18 protein-coding genes are annotated in these 25762 nt (G+C 74.3%); 6 read left to right on the top strand and 12 right to left on the bottom strand.

All coding sequences use genetic code 11. The features are described from left to right. The first annotated feature begins 1 nt into the window (after position 1). Both PV410_RS15890 and PV410_RS15895 read left to right on the top strand, forming a co-directional pair. Complete coding sequence (locus PV410_RS15890; protein ID WP_500325032.1) at positions 2 to 661, top strand: response regulator; 660 nt, start codon at positions 2 to 4, stop codon at positions 659 to 661. Between the two features lie 18 nt (positions 662 to 679). Beyond that, positions 680 to 1051 carry a DUF4259 domain-containing protein gene (locus tag PV410_RS15895; RefSeq protein ID WP_500325034.1) on the top strand — a complete coding sequence of 124 codons (372 nt, stop codon included), beginning with the start codon at positions 680 to 682 and terminating at the stop codon, positions 1049 to 1051. 179 nt (positions 1052 to 1230) lie between these two features. On the opposite strand, the gene PV410_RS15900 is transcribed toward PV410_RS15895, so the two are convergent. Next, complete coding sequence (locus tag PV410_RS15900) at positions 1231 to 2550, bottom strand: acyltransferase family protein (RefSeq protein WP_500325036.1); 1320 nt, start codon at positions 2548 to 2550, stop codon at positions 1231 to 1233. 158 nt (positions 2551 to 2708) lie between these two features. Here PV410_RS15900 and PV410_RS15905 point away from each other — a divergent pair, with 158 nt between their 5' ends. Continuing rightward, positions 2709 to 3713 carry a methyltransferase gene (locus tag PV410_RS15905; RefSeq protein ID WP_500325038.1) on the top strand — a complete coding sequence of 335 codons (1005 nt, stop codon included), beginning with the start codon at positions 2709 to 2711 and terminating at the stop codon, positions 3711 to 3713. A 19-nt stretch (positions 3714 to 3732) separates the two neighbouring features. On the opposite strand, the gene PV410_RS15910 is transcribed toward PV410_RS15905, so the two are convergent. Together PV410_RS15910 and PV410_RS15915 are read right to left on the bottom strand one after the other, a co-directional pair. Continuing rightward, positions 3733 to 6579, bottom strand: coding sequence for a poly(A) polymerase (locus PV410_RS15910; RefSeq protein ID WP_500325039.1), 2847 nt, complete (start codon positions 6577 to 6579; stop codon positions 3733 to 3735). 1 nt (position 6580) lies between these two features. Next, on the bottom strand, positions 6581 to 8317 hold the full coding sequence (locus tag PV410_RS15915; RefSeq protein ID WP_500325041.1) for an RNA ligase family protein: 1737 nt from the start codon (positions 8315 to 8317) through the stop codon (positions 6581 to 6583). Between the two features lie 184 nt (positions 8318 to 8501). On the opposite strand from PV410_RS15915, the gene PV410_RS15920 reads away from it, so the two are divergent. Both PV410_RS15920 and PV410_RS15925 read left to right on the top strand, forming a co-directional pair. Beyond that, a complete protein-coding gene (locus PV410_RS15920) occupies positions 8502 to 10235 on the top strand; it encodes a hypothetical protein (protein ID WP_500325042.1) in 1734 nt (577 codons plus the stop codon). A 140-nt stretch (positions 10236 to 10375) separates the two neighbouring features. Next, a complete protein-coding gene (locus PV410_RS15925; protein ID WP_500325044.1) occupies positions 10376 to 11413 on the top strand; it encodes a hypothetical protein in 1038 nt (345 codons plus the stop codon). Here PV410_RS15925 and PV410_RS15930 read toward each other — a convergent pair. The 6 genes from PV410_RS15930 to PV410_RS15955 form a co-directional block, all read right to left on the bottom strand. Beyond that, a complete protein-coding gene (locus PV410_RS15930) occupies positions 11362 to 12630 on the bottom strand; it encodes an NAD(P)/FAD-dependent oxidoreductase (RefSeq protein ID WP_500325046.1) in 1269 nt (422 codons plus the stop codon). The two genes, PV410_RS15925 and PV410_RS15930, sit on opposite strands and share 52 nt — an antisense overlap. Further along, positions 12627 to 13067, bottom strand: a complete 441-nt coding sequence (locus PV410_RS15935) for a GtrA family protein (RefSeq protein ID WP_500325048.1) — start codon at positions 13065 to 13067, stop codon at positions 12627 to 12629. The genes PV410_RS15930 and PV410_RS15935 overlap by 4 nt, the downstream gene beginning before the upstream one ends. Continuing rightward, positions 13054 to 14058 (bottom strand): glycosyltransferase family 2 protein, encoded by a 1005-nt coding sequence (locus tag PV410_RS15940; protein WP_499510464.1) that lies wholly within the window; start codon positions 14056 to 14058, stop codon positions 13054 to 13056. The genes PV410_RS15935 and PV410_RS15940 overlap by 14 nt, the downstream gene beginning before the upstream one ends. 213 nt (positions 14059 to 14271) lie before the next feature. After that, positions 14272 to 15699 (bottom strand): MFS transporter, encoded by a 1428-nt coding sequence (locus PV410_RS15945; protein WP_500325049.1) that lies wholly within the window; start codon positions 15697 to 15699, stop codon positions 14272 to 14274. A 100-nt stretch (positions 15700 to 15799) separates the two neighbouring features. Beyond that, positions 15800 to 16567: a precorrin-6A synthase (deacetylating) gene (cobF, locus tag PV410_RS15950; RefSeq protein ID WP_500325051.1), complete on the bottom strand. Its 768-nt coding sequence runs from the start codon at positions 16565 to 16567 to the stop codon at positions 15800 to 15802. Between the two features lie 600 nt (positions 16568 to 17167). Continuing rightward, positions 17168 to 17518, bottom strand: a complete 351-nt coding sequence (locus tag PV410_RS15955) for a hypothetical protein (protein ID WP_500325053.1) — start codon at positions 17516 to 17518, stop codon at positions 17168 to 17170. Here PV410_RS15955 and PV410_RS15960 point away from each other — a divergent pair. Continuing rightward, positions 17517 to 17867, top strand: coding sequence for a CAP domain-containing protein (locus PV410_RS15960; protein ID WP_500325055.1), 351 nt, complete (start codon positions 17517 to 17519; stop codon positions 17865 to 17867). The genes PV410_RS15955 and PV410_RS15960 overlap by 2 nt on opposite strands. Positions 17868 to 17933: 66 nt before the next feature. Here PV410_RS15960 and PV410_RS15965 read toward each other — a convergent pair whose 3' ends face one another. From PV410_RS15965 to PV410_RS15975, 3 genes are all read right to left on the bottom strand, one after another. Then, a complete protein-coding gene (locus PV410_RS15965; protein WP_500325057.1) occupies positions 17934 to 19217 on the bottom strand; it encodes a glycoside hydrolase family 18 protein in 1284 nt (427 codons plus the stop codon). A gap of 133 nt (positions 19218 to 19350) precedes the next feature. Continuing rightward, on the bottom strand, positions 19351 to 22347 hold the full coding sequence (locus tag PV410_RS15970) for a glycoside hydrolase family 2 TIM barrel-domain containing protein (protein WP_500325059.1): 2997 nt from the start codon (positions 22345 to 22347) through the stop codon (positions 19351 to 19353). A 285-nt stretch (positions 22348 to 22632) separates the two neighbouring features. After that, a complete protein-coding gene (locus PV410_RS15975) occupies positions 22633 to 25752 on the bottom strand; it encodes an alpha-mannosidase (protein WP_500325061.1) in 3120 nt (1039 codons plus the stop codon). Positions 25753 to 25762 lie beyond the last annotated feature (10 nt).

Raw genomic sequence — 25762 nt, forward strand, 5'->3', positions numbered from 1 at the left:
CGTGCCCGACGCGGCGAAGACCCGGATCCTGCTCGCCGACGACCACGCGCTGGTGCGCCGCGGCGTGCGGATGATCCTCGACGACGAACCGGACCTGACCGTCGTCGCGGAGGCCGGGGACGGCGCCGAGGCCATCGAGCAGGCCCGCGCCCACGAACTCGACCTGGCCGTCCTCGACATCGCCATGCCCCGCCTCACCGGACTCCAGGCGGCCCGTGAACTGTCCCGGCTGCGGCCCGGACTGCGCATCCTCATGCTGACGATGCACGACAACGAGCAGTTCTTCTTCGAGGCGCTGCGCGCCGGGGCCAGCGGCTACGTCCCGAAGTCCGTCGCCGACCGGGACCTCGTGGAGGCCTGCCGCGCCGCCGTGCGCGACGAGCCGTTCATCTACCCGGGCGCGGTCACGGCGCTGGTGCGCAACCTCCTGGAACGCGCCCGGCACGGCGAGCCGCTGCCCGCGCGGGCCGTCACCGACCGGGAGGAGGAGATCCTGAAGCTGGTCGCCGAGGGCCACACCTCCAAGGAGATCGGGGACATCCTCTTCATCAGCGCCAAGACGGTCGAGCGCCACCGTGCCAACATCCTGCAGAAGCTGGCCCTGCGCGACCGCCTGGAGCTCACCCGGTACGCGATCCGGGCCGGGCTGATCGAACCCTGAGCGGAGGAACGAGGAACGGTGGGCGGTTGGGGCAGCGGCAACTTCGACGAGGACACGGCGGCGGACCATCTGTCCGTTCTCACCGGGCGGCTGGTCCGCGAGGTCGAGGACGCCGTCGCCGGCGCCCCCGGGGCGCTGGAGCCCGACGAGTACTGGGGCGTGGCCGTGCCCTGCAACGTGGAGCTGCTGCACCTGATCGCCACCCAGGGCTGGGCGGGCGTGGTGCTCCCCGCGGCAGCGACGGTCCGGCAGTGGAAGGCGGCCTTCCTCGCCGCCTGGGACGGGGCGATCGACGACCTGGCCCCCTCGCCGGAGCACCGCGCCGGGCGGCGCGCGGTCCTCGTCCGCACCTTCGACGCGTTGGCCGAACTCGCCGAACGCAGGACCTGACCACCGCACGCGCCGAGCGCCGTGTCCATGCGGGCGGGACGGGCGGGGCGGGGCGGCCACGACACCCGGCCCGCCACGAAGATGACACGGCGTCATGCCAACCGACCGCGACCCGTCGCCGGGCAGGGAGGCCACCACGACGCACGCGGCGAACCCGCCGCCCGGCGACGACGTCGGCGTCAGGCGGCCTCTTCCGCGGGCGTCCCCGGTTCCCCCTGACGGGTCGGGCGTGCCGCCGGGCGGTGGGGCAGCGCCACCAGGGCCGCGCCGAAGGCGAACGCGAGGGCGGGCAGGGCGGGGAACCGGCCGGCTGGGGCCAGGCCGTGCACCGACCAGTAGGCGAGGGCGGCCGTGCTGCAGGCCAGTCCGGTCCACAGCAGGGCGGGGCGGTCGTAGCGGGCGTCGGCCGGCGGGGCGACGGCGCCGAACAGGCGGGCGAGCGCACGCTCCAGCGGCCGCAGTGCGACCAGCACGCCCGCCAGGAACACCGCGAGCACCAGCATCCAGGGCACGCGCAGCGCCCACCAGGCGGCGCTGCCGAAGGCGGCGTCGGGGGCGAGACCGACCAGGTAGAACACGGCGGCGAGCAGCACGGGCAGCATGTGCCACAGGTACAGGGTCATGCTCGCGCCGCCCAGGAACCCGACGGCCCGTCCCATGCGTGCGCCCTCCAGCGCCCGCCGGACGGCCGGCGCGGCCAGCAGGCACGCGCCGGCCTGGGCCACCACCCAGGCCAGCATCGCCGGGGACGGGGGGTCGGTGTTGCCGACCGTCTCCCCAGTGACCCGGATCAGGCTCACCGGGTACGGCCCGAGGGTGATCAGCGCCGTGAAGGCCAGCGCGCCTCCGGCCGCCATCGCGGCGGCGGGCAGGCGCGTCAACTGCCCGTCGCGCCAGCAGAACCCGAGCTGGTACGCGACGCCCCAGACCAGGACGTAGTCCACCAGCCCGGTGAGAACCGGGGCGCCCGCCGTCACCGACGCGCCCGCCGCCACCGCGAGGGCACCCATCGCCACCGGGACCCGCGGCCCCCAGCGCCGGTGTGCCGCGTGCAGCACCGGGGTGAGGGCGCTGAGCAGCAGGTACACCGGGAGGAACCAGAACTGCATGGCCATCGCCCATCCCGCGAGCTCGAGCGTGCGCCGGTCCACGCCGGCCGCCGAGCAGATCGCGACCGCGAGCAGCACCAGCCCGCAGTAGGCGGCCGCGGGCAGCAGCAGGCGCAGGGCCCGCCGCGCGACCCAGGGGGCCGCCGTGCCACCCGCCGCCCGGGCGCGGGCCCAGGAGCCGCCCGCCGCGTGGCCCCCGGCGAGGAAGAACAGCGGCATGATCTGGAAGCCCAGGGTCAGCCACTGCGTCCAGCGGATCTCCGCCAGGAGCTCGGGCGCCACGATGCCCCCGCCCGGTTCCGGGACGAGGGCGGTGATCAGCCAGTGGCCGAGCACGACCATGCAGATCGCCAGGGCCCGCAGGAAGTCGACGTACCGGTCTCGCTCCATGCCCGGTCATGCTGCCCCACCCCCGTCCGTGGCGCCGCGGTTGGCCCCGGCCGCAACCGATTCGTACCCGCAGCGCAACCTGACCGGGGTAAATCGCTTGCGGGGCCCGCGGGTCGGGGCGAGGCTGGCCGGTCGGTCGCGAGGAGAGGGAGTTGCTGATGGCGGACGAGGAGCAACGGGACGTGTCCCTGTGGCGGTTGGCGGACCTGGTGACCCCGATGGCGCTGCGCACGGCGGCCACGCTCAAGGTGGCGGACCACCTGGCGGAAGGGCCCCGTACGGCCACCGAGCTGGCGCAGGAGACCGGGACGGAGTCGGGGGCGCTGGACCGCCTGCTGCGGCACCTGACCGGTGTCGGGGTGGTGACCCGCGACGGGGGCGGGCGGTACGCGCTGACGGTCCGGGGCGAGGAGCTGAGGTCGGACCACCCGGGCGGGCTGCGGGAGTGGCTGGACACCGAGGGCGGCCTGGGCCGGGCCGAACTGGCCTTCGTGCAGCTGCCGCACAGCGTGCGCACGGGCACGGCCGCCTTCCCGCGCCAGTACGCCCGCGGGTTCTGGGAGGACCTGGCGGCGGACGAGGAGCGGACCCGCTCGTACGACCGCGCGATGGGGGTGGACGTCGCCGAGTGGGCGAGCGCGCTGGTCCCGGCGTACGACTGGGGCGCACTCGGGCACCTGGTCGACGTGGGCGGCGGCAACGGGACGCTGCTGGCGGCGCTGCTCACCGCCTTCCCGGAGCTGCGCGGCACCGTGGTGGACCAGCCCGCCACGGCCGGTGCGGCCCGCGCGACGCTGGCGGCGGCCGGACTCGGCGACCGCGGCGACGCGTTGGGGGGCAGCTTCTTCGAGGCACTGCCCAAGGGGGCCGGCGGCTACCTGCTCTGCGCGATCCTGCACGACTGGGACGACGACGCGGCACGGTCCGTCCTGCGCCGCTGCGCCGAGGCCGCAGGGGAGCACGGCCGGGTGCTCGTCGTGGAGAAGGTGGGCGCCGACCGCGAGTCGACGGTGGCCGCGATGGACCTGCGCATGCTCGTGTACTTCGGCGGCCGTGAGCGCGGGGTCGCCGCGCTGACCGCGCTCGGCGCGGACGCGGGGCTGCGGGTGTCGTCGGTGCGCACGGCGGGGGACATCGGGATCGTCGAGTTCAGGGCCGCCTGACCGCGTCGCGCCCCCGCCCTCACCGCAGCGTCGGCACGGCGCCGCCCTCCGCCCACGTCACCTCGGTACCGGGCAGGCCCCGGCTCCACGCGCGGGTGATCCCGGCGAGGCCGGCCGCGTCGGGCGGGGTGGGGCCGAGGCCGATGGCGTAGTGGGCGGAACGGGGGGTGGTGCGGAAGGGGCGTGGCCAGGCGTGGACGCCGCCGGTGCCGGCGTCCTCCAGCGCGGTGAGCAGCGCGCGGACGCGGCCCCTGACCCGGCCGAGGGTGTCCTCGAAGTCCTCTTCCGTCGCGCCGTGCACGGCCAGCACCGCCCAGGCCGCGTGGCGGCGGTGGAGCGGGGGCGGGGCGGCGAGAGCGGGCAGGGGGCCGGTGCCCGTGCCGTCCGCGGACTCCAGCAGCTCCCAGGCGCGGTAGAGCTCCCGGGCGAGCAGGTCGCGGCCGTCCGGGCCGACGTGCGCGGTGCACGGGCGGACGGGCTCGGTGGGGGTGGCGATGGAGATCGCAGGGCCCGACTGCCCGGCGGCGCCCACCGGTTGACGCCAGTCCCAGGCGGCCCAGGTGGCGAAGAAGTGCCGGAGCAGTCCGGCGCCGGTCAGGCCGGGGGCGTCGTGGACGGTGCGGGCGGCGAGCAGCGCCCAGGCCAGACCGGGCAGGCCGCCGAAGGGGGCGGAGTCCAGGCCGCGTGCCCGGGCCCAGGCCTTGACCTCGCGGGCGAGACCCGCGAAGCGGTCATGGTCATCGGCGAGTTCGAGGACCGCGTCGGCGTCGCTGACGGCGCTCAGCGCGACGGCGGCGGCCTCGCCCAGTTCGGTGCGGCGGGCCACGGCCTCGGCGGGGTCGAGGCCGCCGGTGGCGACGACGACGAGGTCGACGTCCAGCGCGCCGACGCGGAAGCGCAGTCCCGGCACCCGGGCGCCGGTCACCTGCCGGAGGCGGGTGGCCTCCGGCAGCCCGGCGGCCACCTTGACCCGGACCTCCGCCATGTCCACCGTGCCCGGCAGCGCCGCGACGAGGTCGAGGTCGGCGCCGGGCAGCGCGCACCCCATGCGGCGGGAGCCGGCGAGGTGGACCACGCCGTCGCCCAGGGCGTCGGCGACGCGCCGCGCGGTCTCCTCGGCGTGCGGGACGTCGTCGGGTGCCCCGGTGACGTCGGGTGCGCCGGTGCCGGCGGTGTCGGGTACCCAGCGCAGCTCCCCCGTGCCGAGTCCGAGCGTGGCCCGGACCCGCATCGGTTCGTCCCCGCGCCGGGAGAGCAGGACGAGTTCGCCGACCTGTGCCGTCGTCCCGCGCAGCCGGGCCGCGCACTCGGCGGCCACCCGCAGCGGGTCCCGGGTGCGGCCGAGCGACAGATGCGGGGTGAAGCCCTCGGCGCGGCCCCTGCAGCGGGGGAAACGGCGGGCGAGGGCGTGCTGCAGGACCGCCCAGGAGGTGCCGCCGTCGGCCGCCGGGTCGAGCCAGACGGTGGCGTCCTCGCGGTGCCCGAAGGTGTGCACCCCGTCGAGGCGGGCGGTGAAGGGAAGGACGCCGGCCGCGGCCTCGGACAGGAGCGGCGCCGCGCGCTCGAACGCGGCCTCCGGCACGAAGCCGAAGAGCAGGTTGACGTGCGGCGGCCAGCGGTGGATCTGCGGATCGTGGTCACGGCGGACGGCCTGGACCGCGGGCCACGACCCGTCCGGTGGCAGCCAGGCCACGGCGGTGCGCGCGGTGGGCGGCAGGCCGAGGACGTCCTCGGCTTCGTCCTCCGCGCCCGCCGCGAGGGCGAGGGTGACCTCCACGCCGTAGTGGTCGGAGACGAACAGGCCCTCCGCCGTCGGGGCGTCGCCGCGCAGTGCGGCGCCGGTGACACGGGGTCCGCCTTCGCGCAGCAGGACGCGGTCGAGCCGGGAGGCACGGCCGCTGAGCGAAGAGACCGCCGCCAGCGGGTTGACGGCCGGGTCGAAAGTGGGGGTGTGGTCGTCCGGCCCGTGCGCCTCGGTCCACGCGTCGCGCAGGCCGAGGGCGAGGGCCGGCCCGTCGCTTCCGTCGTTGAAGTCGCCGAGCAGCAGCAGGTCGCCCTCGACGCCGGCGAGTCCCTCGGCGAGCCGGGCGAGTTCGGCCTGTCTGCGGGCCGGACCGTCCTCGGAGTGGTCGCTGCTGAGGTGGGTGACGGCGGCCACGAGCGGACCGGCGGCCGTCTCGACGGTGATCGCGGCGACGGCCTTGTGCGGGCCGAGGGTGTGCCGGGCGGCCTCCCGTACGGGCAGCCGGCTGAGCAGCAGCACCCCGCTGTCGTCGGTGTCACGTCCGTCCGGGTCGGTGCCCAGGGTGTAGCGGGAGCGCACCCAGGGGGCCCGCAGCAGCATGTCGAGCAGCGCGGGCTCGACCTCCTGCAGGGCGATGACGTCGGCGTCCGCCTCCTCCAGGGCGCTCAGCAGCAGGGGGCGGCGGCGGTCGGTGTCGATGCGGTGGCTGTCGTACCGGTCCCACAGGGTGTTCCAGGTCAGGACCCGCAGCCGGCCGCCGCCCGCCGTGCCCGCCCGGCCGGGTGTCGCCCGCCCGGATGGCCGCCAGCGCTGCCCGTCCTCGTCCCAGGCGTGCGGGACGCGGGCGGTGAAGAACGGCGGGCGCAGCAGGCGCGGATCGCGGACGCGTCCGGCGTCGGTGGCGTCCATGCGGTCGGTGCCGGTGGCCCGGTCCCAGACGAGCTCTCCGTCCGCCTCGACGAACAGCACGCGGTGCCAGGGGATCTCGCCACCGGGCACGAACGCGGGCAGCGGGATGCGCTTGGGCGCGGCGCCGCGCTGGTGGACGCCGATCACGAAGCGCGCCGGGTCGAACCGGGCGTCCCAGCGGACGCGGTGGTAGATCTCCTCGCTGGTGCGCATGTCACGCCTCCTGTCCGGCCGCGGCGCCGCCGCCGAGCGAGCCGTCGGTGTCCTCGACGGTGCCGCCCGCGCCGACGTACCAGGTGCGGTGGGCCTCGCCGGGGTACGGCGGGGCGAACCGGCGGGCCTGCGCGGTCAGCACGGCGGGGGGCACCGGGTGGGCGCGGCCGGCGTTGCGCCGGGTCAGCTCGTCCTCGTCGACCAGGGTCACCGCGTGCGTGATCAGGGCGTCGCGGCGGCGGGCCACCGCGTGCACCAGGGAGCGCTGGTGCGGATTGAGGGACGTGGCGTCCCACACCACCGTCGCACGCCCGGCCAGGGCGGTGTCGAGCCGGCGCAGCCCCTCGCGCAGGACGTCGGCGTTGGCGCGCTGGTCGGCGCGGGAGCCGCGGGCGAGGCGCAGGTCGTCCAGGGCGATGCGGACGGCCGCGCCGGGCAGCGTGCCGGCGAAGGTGCTCTTGCCGCTGCCCGCCGGTCCGGTCAGATGGATCAGACGGGGGAACTCCGCGGAACGCCACCGCCAGGTGGCGGCCACGGCCTCCTCCGCGCCGCCGATCCGCCCGGCGGCGTACGCGGCGCGGGCCTCCGCCCAGCAGCGGTCGGCGGCGGCGGGGTCGAGCCCGGCGAGGGCTCCGCGCAGTCCGTGGCGCAGCGGGCCGAACGGGTCGGGTCCGAGCAGGCCGGCCTCCTCGGCGTGCAGCGCCGACCATTCGGTCTGCTCGCGGGCGGCGTCGTCGGGCGCCGCGGCGGCCGCCACGGCGTGCAGGACGCCCAGGTCGGCAGCGAGCGCCATGCGGGCCAGGCCGGCCGCGCGCGCCTCGTCGGGGTACGGGCGGTGCAGGGCCGCGTGCAGTCCGGCCAGGTCGGCCACGCGCCGGGCCTGGGGCATGGTGAGCGGCCCGGCGAGGCGGGCCGCCAGGCGGGCGCGGGGGGTGTCGTGCAGCAGGGCGGCGAGGACCCCGGCCAGCCGGGCGTCCCCGGTGCGGCCGAGGACGTCCAGCCGGGCGGAGACGTCGGCGGCACGGTCGGCGGCGCAGGGGCCGGTGACGGCGACGCCCACGGCGGCGGCGAGCGCGCCGGCGTCCGGGGCCGCGCCGGAGCGCACCGCCCACAGCGGGGCGGCCGGGCCCAGACCGTTCTCCACGACGGGGGCGTGCATCCAGTGGGTGCCGGTGGTCACATGGGCTGCGCGTACCCACTTGGCGACGTGGCGGCCGAACTCCTCGTACCGGAAGCCGTCGACGGTGCGGACGACGTAGCCCTCCTGGCGCGAGGTGTCCAGGCGCAGGGCGCGCAGCGCGCGTTCGTCGTACGTGCCGCGCCACAGCACGGGGGGCACCGGGATCCCGAGGCGCCGCAGGAATCCGGCCGTGCGGTCCCAGTCCAGGCACCGGTCGCCGTCCCAGACGGAGAAGCCGTAGAACCAGCTGTCCAGGTCCTGGTAGGCGAGGGAGTGGCGGGCGTGCAGGTTCTCCCCGCACACCCGCAGGCCGGGCGGGAGGGAGGGGCCGATCCGCCCCTGGAGCGCCTTGACCCACGCCCGGGAGGGGTGGTGGGCCGAGTCGAGCGACCGGGCGTGCATCCCGTCCCGGTAGAGCGTGGTGTTCTCGCCGTCGAGTTTCTCGGTGACGACGACCTCGCGGCCCCGGAGCGCTCCGGCGTCCCCGGCGCGTATGTCGTCCGGCGTGGCCCCGGGCGACCAGGGCAGGTGAGGTGTGCGTGGATAGTGCGTGCGCATGGTGCCGGATTCCCCCGTGACGATGTGGTGCGCGCTCACTGTAGGAGCGCGGGAGCCCGTGGGCCACCGATTAATCGAGGCGCACCACCGGGGAGGAATGAATTCCGGGAAAACGAACGGTTAATGCGTGGCATCCCCATTCCCGATACATATAAGCCAATTAACTGGGTGCTAAGTTCTGCCCGTGAACGATTCCGGCTTCCTCACGCTCAATAGGCTGCTCCCCCTGCCGACACGTCGCCGCACCCTCCGGCCGGCGCTGTGGGGCGGGGCTATCACGGCCGTCGTCCTGCTCGGCTACTCGGCGATCACCTCGGGCATGAACGGGGACCTCCGGTACGTGCTGGCCTGCCTGCGCAGCGCGAAGGGCGGGGGATTCTCGGTATCGGACACCTTCGTGCACCGGCCGCTCTTCTACCGCTGGTTCGTGGCCGGTCTGGACTCGCTCACCTTCGGATCGACCGCGACCCGCGAGATGATCATCCGCATCGCGGCCGTCCTGCTCTGCGCGGCGACCGGTCTGGCCCTGCGCACGGCGCTGGCCCGGCGGCTCCCGCTGCGCGACGCGACGCTCACCGCCGCAGTGGTGGCGCTGGCACTGGCCTTCGCCCCCAAGATCGACTTCCTGCAGCCCGAGTGGACCGCGACCTTGCTGTCGGTCCTGGCGATCGCCGCCGCCCTCGGCATCGAACGGCCGTGGCCGGCGGCCGCCGTGGCGGCACTGCCGCTGGGCCTGGCGGTCATGATGAAGTACTCCACCGCGGCCACCGCCCTGATGGCACTGCTGCTGCTCTTCGCCGTCGACCGGATGCGCGCGGTGCGGCTCGGCCTCGTCACGGGCGTCTCCTCGCTGCTGCTCTTCGGGATCAGCGTCCTGGCCGGCTCCCGGGAGCTGCAGTGGGCCAAGGACATGCCGAAGATCAACCAGGGCGCCCTCACCCGCAAGGGGCTCGACCCCTCCTTCCTGCTCGACAAGTCCGCGTCCTTCCTGGTGGACCGGGCCTACCTCAGCCCCGTCGTCGCGCTGCTGCCTGCGGCGCTGCTGCTGTTGCTGTCCCGTCAGGAGGACCGCCGCCGCCGCGCGGAACTGGCCGCGCTGGCCGCCCTGATCATCCTCGTGTGCGTGGCCGCGGTCGCGGTGCAGGGCAACTGGTTCGGCTACCACGCCGCCTCCCTCCCGGTGGGCGCGGCCGCGCTGTGGGGCCTCGCGGTCGCCGCCTGGTACCGCGCGCACGGCAGGCCGCCGCTGTTCTTCACCGCGGTCACGGCGGTCTACGCGGCCTTCGTGCCGTTCGCCGAGCAGTCCCCGCACGCCGTGCAGGGCGTCGCCGCCGGCTGGGCGGCCGCCCTCGTCGCACTGCTCGCCGCCACGGCCGACCTGCTGCTCGCCCGCAGGACCGCCGTACGCCCGGCCCGCCCCGGCCGGTTCGCCGCCGCCGCCGTCGCGCTCTCGGCGGTCGTCGGGGTCTTCTGCCTGGCCGCCGCGATCTGGCCCGGCTCGCCGCAGCTGATGAACGCCGGCCACGTCGTCTACGGCAACGGTGCCTTCGCCGCGCGGTCCGACCAGACCGCGGTGGAGGCCGCCGAGGTCAACCGGCAGATCCCGGACGGCGCGCCGGTCCTCTACCTCGCCTTCGGCGACGTGGCGTACTACGTGGGCCACCCGACGCCGTGCCGCTACCCCGTCCCGACGTTCCTGCAGCGCACCAAGTACCTGCCGGACGTCAACAAGCTGCCGTCCTACAAGGAGAACCTCCGCTGCATCACCGACGACCCGGCCTCCTACGCGGTCCTGCAGCGCTCCTGGTTCCAGCTCGCCAACGTCGACAAGGCCCTGGCGGCCACCGTCGAGTCCACCTACGACTGCCCGCCCCTGACCGGCAACCCCCGCACCCCGGTCGTCTGCCGGCTCCGCTAGGCCGTTTCGTCGCATCCCCGGGACGGGGCGGCCGGGACCTCCTCCCGGCCGCCCCGTCCCGTCCTGGGCCGCCCCGTCCGGCGGTACCGGGGCCGCAAAATGCGTGGTGGGGGCGGGGGGTGGGGCGGAATGATGGGCGGGTGACGTTCCTGGAGGTCGCCTGCGACGAGTCGGGCTCGGACGGCGAGAACCTGATCGGCGGGAACACGGACGTCTTCGCACACGCGGGCGTGTGCGTCGCGGGCGACGCGGCGGCCCGGGCGCTGCGGGAGGTGCGCGAGCGGATCCGCTCGCCCGCCGAGGAGTACAAGGCGAACCATCTGCTGCGCGAGAAGCACCGGGCGGTACTGGAGTGGTTCCTGGGGCCGGCGGGGCCGCTGGGCGGCAAGGCCTCGGTGCACCTCGTCGACAAGGCGTGGTTCGTGGTCGTGGCGGTCGTCGACGTGCTGGCCCCGGGGCCGCCCGCGGCGGCGCGGGCGGCCGTGCTGTACCGCGAGGGGCGCCGCACCGTGGACGCGGAACGGTGGCGCCCTTTCCTCCGGGCCTCCAACGAACTGGCGCGGACCAGGAACCACGAGGCGGGGCCGGCGCCCGTCGACCCGTTCTTCCGGGCCCTGGAGGCGCTGGGTCCGGCCGACGGCGGTGACGGCGCCCTGGCCGGGGTCATCGAGGTGCTGCGGCGGGCCAGGCCGCGGGCGGAGGCGTTCCGCGCGCGGCTCGCACAGGCACCGGAGGCCGTGGAACCGCTGGACCCGCTCTTCCCCGCGCTGGAGCGGACGGTGGCGCGCTGGAGCGCGGACGGGGTCCGGGTGCACGTCGTGCACGACCGGCAGAACTCGCTCACCGAGGAACGGATCGCGCGGCTCGGGGCCCGCCTGGCGCCGGACCTGCGGCCGGCGGGGCTGCGGCTGGCCGAGTCGCGCCACGACCCGCGGATCCAGCTCGCCGACTTCCTCGCGGGTGTCGCGCGGAAGCTGGCCTCGGACGAGCTGGCGGGACGCGGCGACCCGGTGCTGACCGGACTGCTGCGCCCCTACGTGGATCCGCTCTCGGTGTGGGGCGACGAACGGAGCTGGTCGCGGCTGGGGCCCGGGCGTCGCCCGGCCGGGCCCCGGCCGCCGGCGTCTCAGCTCGCGCCGATGAGCTTCGTGACGCGGTGCGCCAGCGCGATGGAGTAGCTCTGCCCGCGGTCCTGCGGATAGATCTGCGCCATCGTGGCGAGCGTGACCCGGCTCATGTGGGTGCGGTGCCCCGGGATGAGCGAGCGGTACTCGGGGGTCACGACCGGCTGGGCGAAGGGGGCACGCGAGAAGTGCCACTCCTGGATCCACGAGCGGTCGAAGTCCGGGTTGAGCCGCTGCAGGTACGGGATGTACCGGTCCAGCACCTCCGCGGGGTCGGTGGTGAACCGCCAGTCGTCCCGCGGCACGTAGTTGCCGACGTAGAGGAGGTGGCGGCCGCCGTACTCCTCGCGGTCGACCATCTGCGTGTGCTCCACGACGGCCAGGAACGGGAAGTCCGGGTCGTTGATGTTGAGCCAGTAGTACGGGATCACGCTGCGGTCGACCTCGAGCACGAAGCAGGTGGCGCCGAGGTACTGGTTGCGCCACACGGCGTCGTCGGAGGGGACGTCCGCGGCCTTGGCGAAGACCGGCTGCGGGACCGTGACGATGAGCTGGTCGAAGGCGTAGGACGCACCGTCGCCGGTGGTCACCGTGACCTGCTCGGCACCCTCGGGCTGGCGGATGGTCTCCACCTTCTTGCCGAACTCGACCTTGCCGCCGCGGGCGGCGACGGCGTCGCGCAGTGCCGCGTACACGCGCTCGAAGCCGCCGTGCACGTAGCCGAGTTCGAAGGTGCGGCAGTGCACGCGGGCCCACAGCCACGCCATGGAGACCTCGTCGGCCCGGTCGCCGAACTTGCCGCGCAGCAGCGGCTCCCAGATGGTTTCGGTGGCCTTGCGGCCGGCCCGGCGGCGCAGCCAGTCCAGGGCGGTGAGGTCGTTGTAGCGCTCACCGCTGCGGACGGCCTTGAGCAGCGCGGAGGAGGCACCGAAGCGCACGCCGTCGACCAGCGAGAAGGAGGGGAAGCGCAGCATCTCCAGCGGGGTGCTGAAGGGGTGCAGTTCGCCGTCCCGGTAGACGCCGGTGGTGGGCTTGTGGAAGCGCAGGTCGTCGCCGAGGCCGAGCTCCTCGATGAGCTCGATGATGTCCCGGTCGCTGCGGAAGATGTGGTGGTAGTACCGCTCCAGCGGGACGCCGCCGATGGGGATCGACGCCGCGAGTCCGCCCAGCTCGTCGGCCGCTTCGAGCACCGTGACCTGGTGTCCGGCCTTGACCGCGTCGTAGGCGGCGGTCAGGCCGGTGGCGCCGGCACCGATGATGCCGAGATTCATCCGAAACTCCACTTCCTGTTGAGCACGAACTGGGTGGCCAGCACCAGCGGCAGCGAACCCGCCTTGACGATGTTCGCGTCGACGCCCAGCCAGCTGGTGAAGACCTGGAACAGCACGTAGGTCAGGGCGATGCCGGTGACGCCGACCGCGTAGAAACGCAGGAAGCGCACGAACAGCCGGTCCCGCTTGTCGAACGTGAAGATCGCGTTGAGCACGAAGTTGTTGGTGATGCCGAGGCTCGTGCTGATGATGTTGGCGACCTGCTCGTCGAGGCCGAGCACGTTGAAGAGCAGTAGGAAGGCCACGAGGTCGAGGGCGACGCCGCTGCCGCCGACCAGCGCGTAGCGGATCAGCTGCCGCAGGTCCGCCCGCCGGTCGGGACCTGCCGGAGCCGGGGCCGCGGTGTCCGCGTCCCCGGCCGCCTCAGTCGCCGTCATGCCGCAGGACCTCGCGCACGATGTACAGCGGCCGGTTCTGCGCCTCGCTGTATATGCGTCCTATGTAGCTGCCGAGCACCCCGATGGCGAGCATCTGGGTACCGCCGAGGAACAGGGTGACGACCATGAGCATGGTCCAGCCGGACACCGTGATGTCGGGCCGGAAGATCTTCATGCCCAGCGCGTACACGATGCCGGCGAGGGAGAGGGCGAGCACGAGGAAGCCCAGCCGGCTGATCAGCCGCAGCGGGACGGTGGAGAAGCTCGTGACGCCGTCGATGGCGAGGCGGGCCATCTTCCGCAGCGGGTACTTGGTCTCCCCGGCGAAGCGCTCGTCGCGGTCGAACTGGACCTCGGTCTGCCGGAACCCCATTGAGGCGACCATGCCGCGCACGAAGCGGCTGCGCTCACGGAAGCGGCGCAGCTCGTCGGCCGCCCGCCGGTCCAGGAGCCGGAAGTCGCCGGTGTCGAGCGGGATGTCCACCTCGGCCCAGCTGCGCAGGATGCGGTAGAACGCGTGCGCGGTGGTGCGCTTGAAGATCGTGTCGCGGCGGGTGCGGCGGCGCGCGTGGACGATCTCGGCACCGGCGCGCCAGGCGTCGACCAGCTCCAGGCTGATCTTCGGCGGGTCCTGGAGGTCGGTGTCCATGATGATGACGGCGTCGCCGGTGGCCTCGTCCAGGCCGGCGGTGATGGCGATCTGGTGGCCGTAGTTCCGGGCGAAGTCGACCACCCGCACCCGGGGGTCGTTCTTCGCCAGGTCCCTGAGGATGGTCAGGGAGCCGTCGGCGGAGCCGTCGTTGACGTACACGATCTCGTAGCGGAATTCCGGCCGCCCGGCGAGGGCCTTGGCCAGCTCCTCGTGGAAATGGCGGATGCCGTCCTGCTCGTTGTACACGGGGAGGATGTACGAGATCAGTGCCGTTCCGCCCGATTCCGGCGCCGGCTGCGGGATCACGGCGGTCGCGGATTCAGCGGTCTGCGTCGTCACCGTCGGTCCTCCGCACCGTGCACTGCGCACTCATGGGGATTCTCAAACATTTGTCGAACCTATGGATCGACTCTTAATTGAAGGCGAACAAAGGCTTTCCGGAGCGACGCGCCGAGTTGACGGCAGAGCGGCACTCAGGTCACGGAATAGCCAGTTCCGGCAGGTGGTGACGGCGTGGTGGGACGCAGGGCGCGTGGCGCCGTCCCCGTGCGATCAGCGCGCTGGGGCGGGCCGGGCCTTCCGGGGTACGCACCGCAGGGCCAGGGCCGCGGCGGTCAGGTAGGCGAGGGCGCCGGCGGCCATGGCGAGCCGCAGCCCCATGCCGTGGTCGGCGGCGGTGGCGAGGAGGGTGCCGCCGAGGGCCACACCGGCGGTGCTGCCGATCTGGCGGGCGGTGTTGAACAGGGCGGAGGCGGTCCCGAAGTAGCCGGGGGGCGCGGCCGCCATGACGGTGGTGGTGGTGCCGGTGAGGGCGAAGGAGGTGCCGAAGCCCGCGGCCATCATGGGGGCGACGAGCAGCGGGTACGCCGGGTCGGGCCCCGCCGCGGCCCAGCCGGCGAGCCCGAGGGCGCCCAGCAGCATGCCGGTGACGACCAGCGGACGGTCCCCGGTCCTGCGGGCCAGCCGCCCGGACAGGACGGAGGCGAACATCGTCGTCGCCACGGCCGGGAAGAGGGCGAGGCCGGTACCGAGGGCGCTGTAGCCGCGCTGGTGCTGGAAGGAGACGCTGGCGGTGAACACCATGCCGTAGAAGGCGAAGTTGAAGAGCAGCCCGGTCAGCGAGCCGCCGCCGACCGCCCGGGAGCGCAGCATGTGCGGTGGGACCGCGGGCGAGCGGGCCAGCCGCTCGCGCACCGCGAACGCCACGACAGCCAGGAGCGCCAGGCCGGCGCCGGCGAGGACCGCCGGATCGGACCACCCGCGCCGCCCGGCTTCGTTGAGGACGGCGGTCAGCAGGGCGACCGCGGCCACGACGGCGCACTGCGCGGGCAAGTCCAGGGCCCGGTCGGCGCGCCGGCGCGAGGGCGCGACGTGCCGCAGCGTCAGCGCCAGACAGGCGACGCCGACGGGCAGGTTGACCAGGAAGACCCACCGCCAGCCCACCGTGGACACGAGCAGCCCGCCCAGCAGCGGGCCCGCGGAGGCCGCGATGCCGGCCATCGAGCCCCACAGCCCGACGGCGCGCGATCGCGCGGCGGGGACGGGGTAGGCCTGCTGGAGCAGCGCGAGGGAGCCGGGCACGATCAGCGCCGCGCCGAGTCCCTCGGCCAGCCGCGCGGCGACCAGGGACGGGGCGTCCGGCGCGAGCGCGCAGGCGGCCGAGGACACCGTGAACACGGCCACGCCGGTGCAGAAGACGCGGCGGTTGCCCAGCCGGTCGCCGAGGGCCCCGCCGGTGAGCAGCAGCCCGGCGAACACCATCGTGTAGCCGTCGGTGATCCACTGGATCCCGGTGAGCGAGGCCGACAGTTCGCGGCCCACCACGGGCACGGCGACGTTGATGACGGTCACGTCCAGGATGACCATGAAGTAGCCGGCGCACACCGCGAGCAGCGGTGCCCGTGACCACGGCCGGGCGTCCGGGCCCGGCGCGCCGGCGGGCCCGGGCTCCTCACCGGCGGCCGCCTCCGCGAACGGCACGTCCTCGACCTCATCCCGTACGCAGGGGTTCAGTACCGGATGTCACAGTAAGGGGTGTCCGGTCCCGGTTGCGGGACCGGCCGCGCGCGCTGCGCGTGGCTCACCTCGGCCCGCCGCGGCGCCGGCGCAGCAGGTAGGTGTCCATGATCCAGCCCTTGCGTTCCCGGGCCTCGGTGCGCGCCCGGAGGATGCGCTCGGAGGTCTCGGCGAGCGGGCCGGAGACGAGGATCTCGTCCTCGGTGCCGAGGTAGGCGCCGTAGTGGATGTCCAGGCCCTCGGGGTCGAGGCCGGCGAAGGCGGCGCCGCCGTCGAGCATGACCACCACGTCGTCGGCGTCCTCGGGGAACCCCTCGGCGAGGCGGCGGCCGGTGGTGATCTGCAGGGGGCGCCCGACCCGGGTGAGGGTGAGGCGGTGGCGGGCCGCGAGGGCGGCGACGCTGCTGATGCCGGGGACGACCTCATGGGTGAAGGAACCCGGCCGGCGGGCCAGGACCTCCTCGACGACGGCGATCACGCTGTCGTAGAGGGAGGGGTCGCCCCAGACCAGGAAGGCGCCGGTCTCGCCGGGGCCGAGGTGGGCGTCGAGGAGTCCGGCCACCAGGTCGGCGCGGCGGCGCCGCCAGTCCTCGACGGCCTCGGCGTAGCCGGGGGCGGTGCGGTCGCGCTCGGCGTCGGGGACCTCGACGAGGCGGTGGCCGCGGCGCGCGTGCTCGTCCAGCATCCGCCGGCGCAGGCGGATCAGGTCCTGGCGTTCCTCGGGTTTCCCGAGGACGAGGAAGACGTCCGTACGGCCGATCGCCTTGACCGCCTGAAGGGTGAGGTGTTCGGGATCGCCCGCGCCGATGCCGATGACGAGGATGTGTCGCATGCGGTGATTGTGCCCTGCGGTGTGCCCGTGACGGCCGTCGCGGCAACTGTTCCCGGGGCGTCCCGTGATGTCCCTCACGCTGGATCGGGTGGTTACGGTGCGACTTAGTAGCGGGCGTCCACGCGGCATATAACATCTATCCGTGACGTAATGGGACATAATTCGCACAGGGGGGCGACGGTATCCGATCCGTACGGCGTCATGGGCTTCTCCCGGGGTGGGGACAGCGATCTGAGGGCCCATCAGGTCTCTTCCGCACCGTGGCTCCGGCGGCGCGGCACGCTCACCCGCCGGGCGCAAGAGGCACCGCGGCTACGAGTCCGCGTAGTACCGATCTTTCATTGCCCGATGTTCGGGACGGTCCACACAATGGCCGGGCCCGCCAGCCGTCACGGCAGCTCAGGTGGGTTGTGAACACGCACGCCGAACCCTGGAGTGAGGTCACGCAATGACGAAGCACCGCCGGATGAAGCCCTTCCGGAAGATCACCGTCGCCGCCCTCGCCGTCGCCGCCGTGGGTGTGCCCTCGGTGGCCATGGCTTGCGTCGGCGGCCAGCAGGGCCCGCAGTACGGCGGGTCCCAGGGCCGGGGCGACCAAGGTCAGGGTGGCCAGGCCCAGGGCCAGGGCCGCTGGAACCACGCCTCGTGGGGCGGGTCCTGGAAGGGGTCCGCCGACGGGTCCGCCGACGGCACGTGGACGCAGGGCGGCCAGTGGGGCGGGAAGCCGTCCTGGGCACCCTCCGCCGCACCCTCGGCCCCCGCCTCCGCGCCCTCGGCCCCCGCCTCCGCGCCCTCGTCGGCACCGTCGTCGGCGCCCTCGTCGGCACCGTCGTCGGCGCCCTCGTCGGCACCGTCGTCGGCGCCCTCGTCGGCACCGTCCGCCGCACCGGCCTCCCCGGCCGCGGGTCCCGGAGCCACGCTGACGGGAGCCTCGGCCACCGTGCTCGACATGGTCAACCAGGAGCGGGCGAAGGCCGGCTGCACCGCCCTGAAGGTCAACGCCAAGCTGAACCAGGCCGCGCAGGACCACAGCAAGGACATGGCCTCGCACCAGAACATGTCGCACACCGGTTCCGACGGTTCGTCCCCCGCCGACCGTATCTCCTCGGCGGGCTACGACTGGAGCAGCTACGGCGAGAACGTGGCCTACGGCTACTCCTCCGCCTCCAGCGTGATGAGCGCATGGATGGCCAGCCCGGGCCACAAGCGGAACATACTGGACTGCTCGTACAAGGAGATAGGGATCGCGCTGGCGCAGCCCGGCAACTACTGGACGCAGGACTTCGGCGCCGCGCGCTGAAGCAGGACTCCGGGAGGACCGGCCGCCCCCGTGGCGGCCGGGCCTCCCGGCGTACGTGCGGTGGGATCAGCGCAGACCGCGGCCGAGCGCGTTGATCAGCTCACCGTTGGTGGTGTCCCCGCTCAGTTCCCAGAAGAAGGCGCCGCCGAGGCCCTGCGACTTCACCCAGGCCGCCTTGCCGCGGAGGGTGAGCGGCGTGTCGTAGCTCCACCACTCGTCGCCGCAGCGGGCGTACGCGGTGCCGGCGACCACGCGCGTGGCCGGGCAGCGGGTCTTGAGCACCTTGTAGTCCTCGCTGCCCGCCTCCCAGGTGCCGGGGGCGGGGCCGGTGGCGTCGCCGCCGGGCGCCGTCCGCGTCACACCGGTCCAGCCGCGGCCGTAGAAGCCGAGGCCCAACAGGAGCTTGCGGGCCGGGATGCCGAGGCCACGCAGCTTGCGGATGGTCGCCGCCGCGTTGGAGGTCTTCTCCGGGATGCCGCGGTAGGAGGTGAGCGGCGAGTGGGGGGCGGTCGGGCCGGTGGCCGACCAGGTGCCGAAGTAGTCGTAGGTCATCGGGTTGTACCAGTCGACGTACTTCGCGGCGCCCGCGTAGTCGGCGGCGTCGATCTTGCCGCCGTCCGAGGCGTCGGCGGTGATGGCGGCGGTGACCAGGTTCTTCTTGCCGAAGCGGTGGCGTACCGCGGCCATCAGGTCCGTGTACGCGGTCGGGCCGCTGGTGTCGCAGGACATGCCGCAGGCGTTCGGGTACTCCCAGTCGATGTCGATGCCGTCGAAGACGTCGGCCCAGCGCGGGTCCTCGACGAGGTCGTAGCAGGAGTCGGCGAAGGCCTTCGGGTCGGCCGCGGCCTGGCTGAAGCCGGGCGACCAGGTCCAGCCGCCGAAGCTCCACAGGATCTTGATGTCCGGGTACTGCTTCTTGAGCTTGCGCAGCTGGTTGAAGTTCCCGTGCAGCGCGCCGTCCGCGGTGCCGTCGGCGACGCCGTCGACGCTGCCGGCCGCGTCGTAGGGCTTCTGGTAGTCGGCCCACTCGTCGCCGACGGCGCACTTGCCGTCGCTCACGTTGCCGAAGGCGTAGTTGATGTGGGTGAGCCGCGAGGCCGCGCCCGAGGTGACGATGTTCTTGACGTGGTAGTCGCGGGCGTAGACGCCCCAGTCGATGAAGTAGCCGACGACTTTCGACGTGGCTCCCGTGGTGTGCGGGGCGTGGTGGCCGTGGCCGTGGGACGCCGCCGCGGGCGCGGGCTGGGCCGCGGCGGGGCCGGTGACCAGGCTCGCGGTGAGCAGCGCCGTGCCGGCGGCGACGAGGCCGACCAGCGTTCTGCGGAACCGTGATCCCTGCTGTCTGGGCATGGAGTCACCTCTGGTGAGGAAGCGGTCGTGAGCGCGCGTGGATGCGGGGACACCCTAGAAGGACTAGACCAATGGGGTCAATGGTCTGCACCAATTCGGAAGTCCCCGCTCCACGCGGCGTGTTGACCGCCCGTCAGAGCGGCTGCAGCGTCCAGGACCAGCGGTGGGTACCCGGGCCCACCCGGTACGCCGGCAGGGTGTCGGGGCCGCAGGAGGCGGTGCCGACCCCGCGGTGGGCGGCGTCCAGATGGACCACGCACGCGGCGCGCGGCACGAGTTCGTCGTGGTGGGCGGCGGCCGTGAGGTCCGCGGCGCGGTAGCGCGTGACGCTCACCTGGCGCGGCACGTCCAGGTGGACGGCGATCCCCGGCGCGGTCGCGGCCCCGGTGAGGGTGAAGCGCCGCACGTCGTGCCGCCCGCCGCTCTCCTGCGGCCTCAGGTACGGCGTGAACAGCGCGTCCACGTCCGACCGGTGGACCCCCACGGTCGCACCCGCGCACCGGTCGGGGTACGTCTCACCGGGGCCCCGCCCGAACCATTCCAGGGTGTCGAGCCCCGCCAACGTCTCGAAGACGGTGCCGACCCGCGGCAGGTCGGCCAGCGCATCCGGCAGCACCGCGGTCTCGTCGACGAGCAGCCCTCCGTTCGGCAGCGGCGTGAGGACCTGCTCGTGGCCGACGGTGCCCGCGCCGTCCGTCGCGTACGCCGAGCGCACCACCACGCTCGCGCCCTCCCTGCCGACCGACACCAGGGTGCGTTCCAGGGCGTGCAGGCCCCAGGCGCGCCAGCGAGCGGCGATGCCGCCCCACTCGTCGTTGTCGGTGGGGGCCCGCCACAGCGTCAGCACGGGCGGCGCGGTGAGCAGCGGATGCCGGAGCAGTCCGGCGTCGTCGAGCTCCACGGCCCCGGCCCCGTCACCGGCGAGCACGGCGCCCGCCCGGGTGAGCAGGTCCCGGTGGTCCTCGGCGAGCACCACCTGCGGGGCGCACACGAGCGTGCCGCGCGGCGCCCACGGCAGGTCCCGCGCCGTCGTGACGCGCAGCGTCAGGTGCGAGTCGCCGTGCGGCAGCAGGCTGGTGGGCAGCGGCACCACCGCGCTCTCCCCGGGCGCGAGGTCCGGGAGCCGGGCAGGGGCGGTGCCGGAGTCGCCGATGTGCCACCGCGCGCTCAGCCACGCCAGGTCCGCGAAGTGCTGCCGGTTGGTGATCCGCGCCTCGCGGCGGTCGGGGGTGAGCTCCAGCCGCAGCGGGGCGGCGATCTCGCGGTGCTCGGCCATCGCGGGCTTGGGCGTCCAGTCGGGCAGGACCAGGCCGTCGGCGCAGAAGGCCCCGTCGTGCGGCGTGTCGCCGAAGTCGCCGCCGTAGGCCCAGCGGTAACCGGGGGCGGTCACCCCGTCGGCGTACGCGTCGGCAGGGGCGTCGGGCCCTGCCGGGCGGCCGGCCCCCTCCCCGGTGAGCCGCTGGAGGATGCCGTGGTCCCGGAACTCCCAGACGAAGCCGCCCTGCAGGCCCGGGGTGGACTCGATGGCCCGCCAGTAGTCGGCCAGGGAGCCGTTGCTGTTGCCCATGGCGTGCGAGTACTCGCACAGGATGAGCGGCTTGGAGTGCGGGCCGGCCGTGATCTCCTCGATGGAGGCGTACATCGGGCAGATGATGTCGCTCGCGGACTGCGCCTCCTCCCAGGCGTCCTTGATCGCGCCCTCGTACTGCACGGGCCGGGTCGGGTCGGTGCGCCGCACCCAGGCCGCGGCGGCGTCGTGGTGGGCGCCGTGATCGCTCTCGTTGCCCAGCGACCAGACCACGACACTGGGGTGGTTGCGGTCGCGCAGCACCATCCGGGCCACCCGGTCGGTGAACGCCCCCAGGTAGCGCGGGTCGTCGGCCAGTTCGTGGGCGTGGTCGTGGGTCTCGATGTCGGCCTCGTCCACGACGTACAGGCCGAGTTCGTCGGCGAGGGAGAGCAGGGCCGGGTCGGGCGGGTAGTGCGCGGTGCGCACCGCGTTGAAGCCGTGCCGCTTCAGCAGGCACAGGTCGGCCCGCATCTCCTCGGCGTCGACCACGCGCCCGGTCAGGGGGTGGAAGTCGTGCCGGTTGACCCCGCGGAAGTAGACCCGGACGCCGTTGACCAGCAGGTCGGCCCCGGAGATCTCCACGCGACGGAACCCGACGCGGTGGCGCGACTCGTCGGCCACGCTGCCGTCCGCCCGGTGCAGCCGCACGGTCAGGTCGTACAGGTGCGGCGTCTCGGCGGTCCACGGCCGGACACCGGGCACCGTGGCCCGGATGCGGGCCTCGCCGAGGAAGTCCGAGACGCGCTCGCTCGCGACGTTGGCCCGCGCGAAGGCCTCGTCGGCGGGGAGCCGCAGGATGCCGTCCGGGGTGCACAGCAGTCCTGACACGCTCCAGCCCGCCGGGAGGGCGCCCTCCCCGCTGCGGACCCGGACCGCGACGTCGAGGGTGCCGCCGGGCACGGCCGTGATCCCCACGTCCGCCAGGTGGAGCGGGTCGGTGGCGTAGAGGTGGACGGAGCGGGTGATGCCGCCGTGCCACCACTGGTCCTGGTCCTCCAGGAAGGTCGCGTCGGACCACTTGACGACCGTCAGGCGCACGGTGTTGCGCTCCCCGGGGCGCACCGCGTGCGTGACGTCGAACTCCGAGGCGAGGTGGGAGTCCTTGCCCACCCCGACGGCGGTGCCGTTGACGTGCGCGATCAGCACGCTCTCGGCGGCCCCGACGTGGAGCACCACCCGCCGCCCCGCCCAGTCGGCGGGCACGTCGGCCTCCCGCTCGTACACCCCGGTCGGGTTGCGTCCGGACGGCGGTGAGGGTGGCAGGTCGGGGAAGGGCATCGTCACGTTGGTGTAGTGCGGCAGGTCGCGCACGCCGTGGATGTCCTCGAAGTCCTGGACGGTCCAGCAGCCGGGCACGTCCGTCTGCGCCCAGCGGCCGGCGAGGGGGGTGCGCGGGGTGGGCAGCAGCTGGAAGCGCCAGCGCCCGTCCAGCGCTACGCGGGGCACGTCGGGGCGGACGACGGCGTGCATGGGGAGCCGGCGCCATCCGGTCAGCTCGGGGGCGTCCCACGGGTCGATCGGAACGGCGGGCTCTGCGCTTGCGGGGCGGCGGTCCTGCATGGGGCTTCCCTCCCGGGAGCGGTCGGTTCGCGGTGGGGCGCGGTGACGGCGGGCCGCGTGGGGACGAGGACCGGGGCGGCGTCGCCGGAGGTGGCCCGGCGGCCGCGGGCCGGGGCCCGCGGTGCGGCGCGATCGGCGCCGGGGGGGGGGACGGGGGTCCGCTGCGACGGCACGGGGTGACGGCCGGGCGGTACGTCTCCGGGGCGGCGTGGTGCGCGCGCCCCGGACGACCCGGAACGGTCGGGCCGGTGGCCGGTGGCCGGACCGTTCCGGGTGGTGGGGCGGCTACGCGCGCGGCGTGAGTCGCAGGGTGAGGATCTGGAACGGCCGCAGGGACACCCGGATCCCTCCGTCGGGCCCGAGTTGCGCGCTCTCCCCCTCCAGCGGGCGTTCCAGCAGGTCGGTCACCTGCACCCGCTCCACCGGGAACGAGGCGCTCAGGGTGGTCGCGGCGCGCCCGCCGAGCGACTCGTACAGCCGGACGACCACGTCGCCGGACCGGTCGTCGGCGAGCTTGACCGCCTCGATCGCGGCCCGCGTGCCGTCGAGGGTCACCAGGGGCGCGACCGGCCCGCCGCCCGGGGCACCGGCGGTGACGCGCAGCGGCAGGTTGAGCTCGTAGCCGCCCGCCACGGCGTCCTCCACGGCCGCGCCGGGCAGCAGCGCGTACGTCATGCGGTGCGTGCCCTGGTCGGCGTGCGGGTCGGGCACGCGGGGCGCCCGGACCAGGCTGAGCCGCAGCGTCGTGGTGGTGCCGCCGTCCTCGCGGGAGGTGCGGCCGACATCGTGGCCGTAGGTCGAGTCGTTGAGCAGGGCCACGCCGTACCCGGGCTCGGCGACGTGCACCCAGCGGTGGCAGAAGACCTCGAAACGGGCCGCGTCCCAACTGGTGTTGGTGTGCGTGGGCCGGAAGACGTGCCCGAACTGGATCTCGGCGGCGCTCCGGTCGGCGTGCACGTCCAGCGGGAAGGCCGCCTTGAGGATCTTCTCGCTCTCGTGCCAGTCGATCTCCGTCTCGAAGTCGATCCGCGGGCTGCCCGCGCGCAGCCGTACGGTCTGCGCGAGGCGGGAGCCCCCGAAGGACCGCTCGACGCGGATGGCGCCCACAAGCGGGCCCTCCTCCACGACGGTGATCGCGTCGGCGGCCGTCAGGTCGGTGTACTGGCGACGGTAGTGCCGGTCGATGTCCCAGGCGTCCCACTGGTTGGGCAGGTCGGTGTGGAGCCGCAGCAGGTTGCCGCGCGCGCCGGGGGCCAGCACCTCGCGGCCCGCGGTCAGGTCGAACACCGAGGTGAGCAGCCCGTCGTCGTCGAGTTCGACGCGGACCAGCCCGTTGTCCAGGACACGGCCGGTGACGGTCACCTTGCCGCCCGGCTCACCCGCCACGACCGGCCCCGCCCCGGAGGCCGGCAGCTCGGCGAAGACCGCTACCCGGCCGTCGGCGAGCGGCTGGCCTCCGGTTCCGTCCGGCGCCGCCGGCACCGCGACGACCTCCGCCCGGGCCCGCGGTGAGGTGTTGAACACCCACGGCGCCGACGGCCCGGTGCCGGGGTCGCCGGCCACCACCGCGGCGGCGGTGGCGGTGATCGCCTCCAGCTCCTCCTTCAGCCGGGCGTAGGTCGCCTCGGCCTCGCGGTGCACCCAGGCGATGGAGGAGCCGGGCAGGATGTCGTGGAACTGGTGGAGCAGGACCGTCTTCCACAGCCGGTCGAGGTCCTCGTACGGGTACGCGTACGAAGGGTCGCGCAGCGCGGCCGTGGCGGCCCACAGCTCGGCCTCGCGCAGCAGGTGCTCGCCGCGCCGGTTGCCGGACTTGGTGCGGGCCTGGCTGGTGTACGTGGCACGGTGCAGCTCCAGGTAGAGCTCGCCGGACCACACCGGGGCGTCCTCGTACTCCGCCCGGGCCTCGCGGAAGAAGGTGTCCGGGTCCTGGACGACGACCTTGGCCGAGCCCTCCAGGTCGCGCAGGCGCCGGGCCTTCTCCAGCATCTCGCGGGTCGGGCCGCCCCCGCCGTCGCCGTGCCCGAAGGGGACCAGGGAACGCGTGCCGCCGCCCTTGTCCGCGTAGTTGCGCACGGCGTGGGCCATCTCCTCGCCGGAGAACACCGCGTTGTAGGTGTCGACGGGCGGGAAGTGCGTGAAGATCCGGGTGCCGTCGATGCCCTCCCACCAGAAGGTGTGGTGCGGCATCTTGTTCGTCTGGTTCCACGAGATCTTCTGCGTGAGGAACCACTCCATCCCGGCCAGCCGGGCGATCTGCGGGTAGGCGCCGGTGTAGCCGAAGGAGTCGGGCAGCCACACCCCCCGGCACTCGACGCCGAACTCCTCGGCGAAGAAGCGCTTGCCGTGGATCAGCTGGCGGGCCATCGCCTCGCCGCCCGGCAGGTTGCCGTCGGCCTCCACCCACATGCCGCCGACCGGCGCCCAGTTGCCGGCCTTCGCCGCCTCCTGCATGCGCCGGTACACCTCGGGGTTGCGCTCCTTGACCCAGGCGTACTGCTGGGCCTGGGAGCAGGCGAAGACCAGCTCCGGGTAGTCGGCGGCGAGCGCGGTGACGTTGGAGAAGGTGCGGGCGGTCTTGCGCTTGGTCTCACGCAGCGGCCACAGCCACGCGCTGTCGATGTGGGCGTGGCCGACCGCGGACAGCGTGTGGGCGCTGGCGTGGGCGGGCCGGGACAGCGCCCCGGCGAGTTCCGCGCGGGCCGCGGCGGCGGTGCCGGCGACGTCCGCGATGTCGAGGGCGTCGAGCATCCGCTCCAGGGCGCGCAGCAGTTCGTGGCGGCGCGGCTCGGCCGTGGACAGCTCACGCATCAGCTCGCCCGCGACCTCGATGTCCAGGACCAGGTGCCACACGTCCTCGTCGAGCACGGCGAGGTCCGCGCGGGCCATCGTGTACAGCGGTTCCGCGGGCGCGGTGAGCCGGTCGCCAAGCGGGGTCGGCAGGAACCCCTTGGCCAGGATGTCGGGGTTGGCGGCGGCCTCCAGCAGCAGCTCCACCGGTTCACCGCCGGCCGCGGGGTTCGCGACGGGCACGTACTGGTTGCGCGGCTCGATGCCCTTGACCGGGGTGCCGGACGCGTCGTGGACCAGGGCCTCGGCCTGGCCGCCGGGCCAGTCGCCGATGAAGCCGAGGTCGAAGACGGCCTCGACGCGCCGGCCGGCCCATTCCGCGGGGACGGTGCCCCGGGCGCGTATCCAGCTGGTCGACCAGGGGGTGCCCCAGCGGTCGCCGGTCGCGAAGGGGACGTACTCGGCGGCCAGCGCCTCGCCCACCGGAACCGGTTCGCCGTCCACGTGCCACGCGGTGAGCGTCAGCGGCACCGACGCGGCGTACACCGCGGGGCGGATGCGCTGTTCGAGGACGCGGTCGAGGCGCGCCTCGACCTGCTTGCGGTCGTCGTGCATGGGTGCTGGT

The organism is Streptomyces sp. PA03-5A (assembly GCF_033792725.1).
GTDB lineage: Bacteria > Actinomycetota > Actinomycetes > Streptomycetales > Streptomycetaceae > Actinacidiphila.

What these genes read in the sequence shown, in the direction of transcription:
- PV410_RS15955 (WP_500325053.1), bottom strand. Translation starts at nt 17,518, where the DNA reads ATGTCGAGCACGGTGGCCGAGGCTCCCGTCAGCGTGGCTCCGGGACCC.
- PV410_RS15910 (WP_500325039.1), bottom strand. Translation starts at nt 6,579, where the DNA reads ATGCGCACCAGCGAGGAGATCTACCACCGCGTCCGCTGGGACGCCCGG.
- PV410_RS15975 (WP_500325061.1), bottom strand. Translation starts at nt 25,752, where the DNA reads ATGCACGACGACCGCAAGCAGGTCGAGGCGCGCCTCGACCGCGTCCTC.
- PV410_RS15900 (WP_500325036.1), bottom strand. Translation starts at nt 2,550, where the DNA reads ATGGAGCGAGACCGGTACGTCGACTTCCTGCGGGCCCTGGCGATCTGC.
- PV410_RS15960 (WP_500325055.1), top strand. Translation starts at nt 17,517, where the DNA reads ATGGTCAACCAGGAGCGGGCGAAGGCCGGCTGCACCGCCCTGAAGGTC.
- PV410_RS15965 (WP_500325057.1), bottom strand. Translation starts at nt 19,217, where the DNA reads ATGCCCAGACAGCAGGGATCACGGTTCCGCAGAACGCTGGTCGGCCTC.
- PV410_RS15930 (WP_500325046.1), bottom strand. Translation starts at nt 12,630, where the DNA reads ATGAATCTCGGCATCATCGGTGCCGGCGCCACCGGCCTGACCGCCGCC.
- PV410_RS15915 (WP_500325041.1), bottom strand. Translation starts at nt 8,317, where the DNA reads ATGCGCACGCACTATCCACGCACACCTCACCTGCCCTGGTCGCCCGGG.
- PV410_RS15905 (WP_500325038.1), top strand. Translation starts at nt 2,709, where the DNA reads ATGGCGGACGAGGAGCAACGGGACGTGTCCCTGTGGCGGTTGGCGGAC.
- PV410_RS15935 (WP_500325048.1), bottom strand. Translation starts at nt 13,067, where the DNA reads ATGACGGCGACTGAGGCGGCCGGGGACGCGGACACCGCGGCCCCGGCT.
- cobF (WP_500325051.1), bottom strand. Translation starts at nt 16,567, where the DNA reads ATGCGACACATCCTCGTCATCGGCATCGGCGCGGGCGATCCCGAACAC.
- PV410_RS15970 (WP_500325059.1), bottom strand. Translation starts at nt 22,347, where the DNA reads ATGCAGGACCGCCGCCCCGCAAGCGCAGAGCCCGCCGTTCCGATCGAC.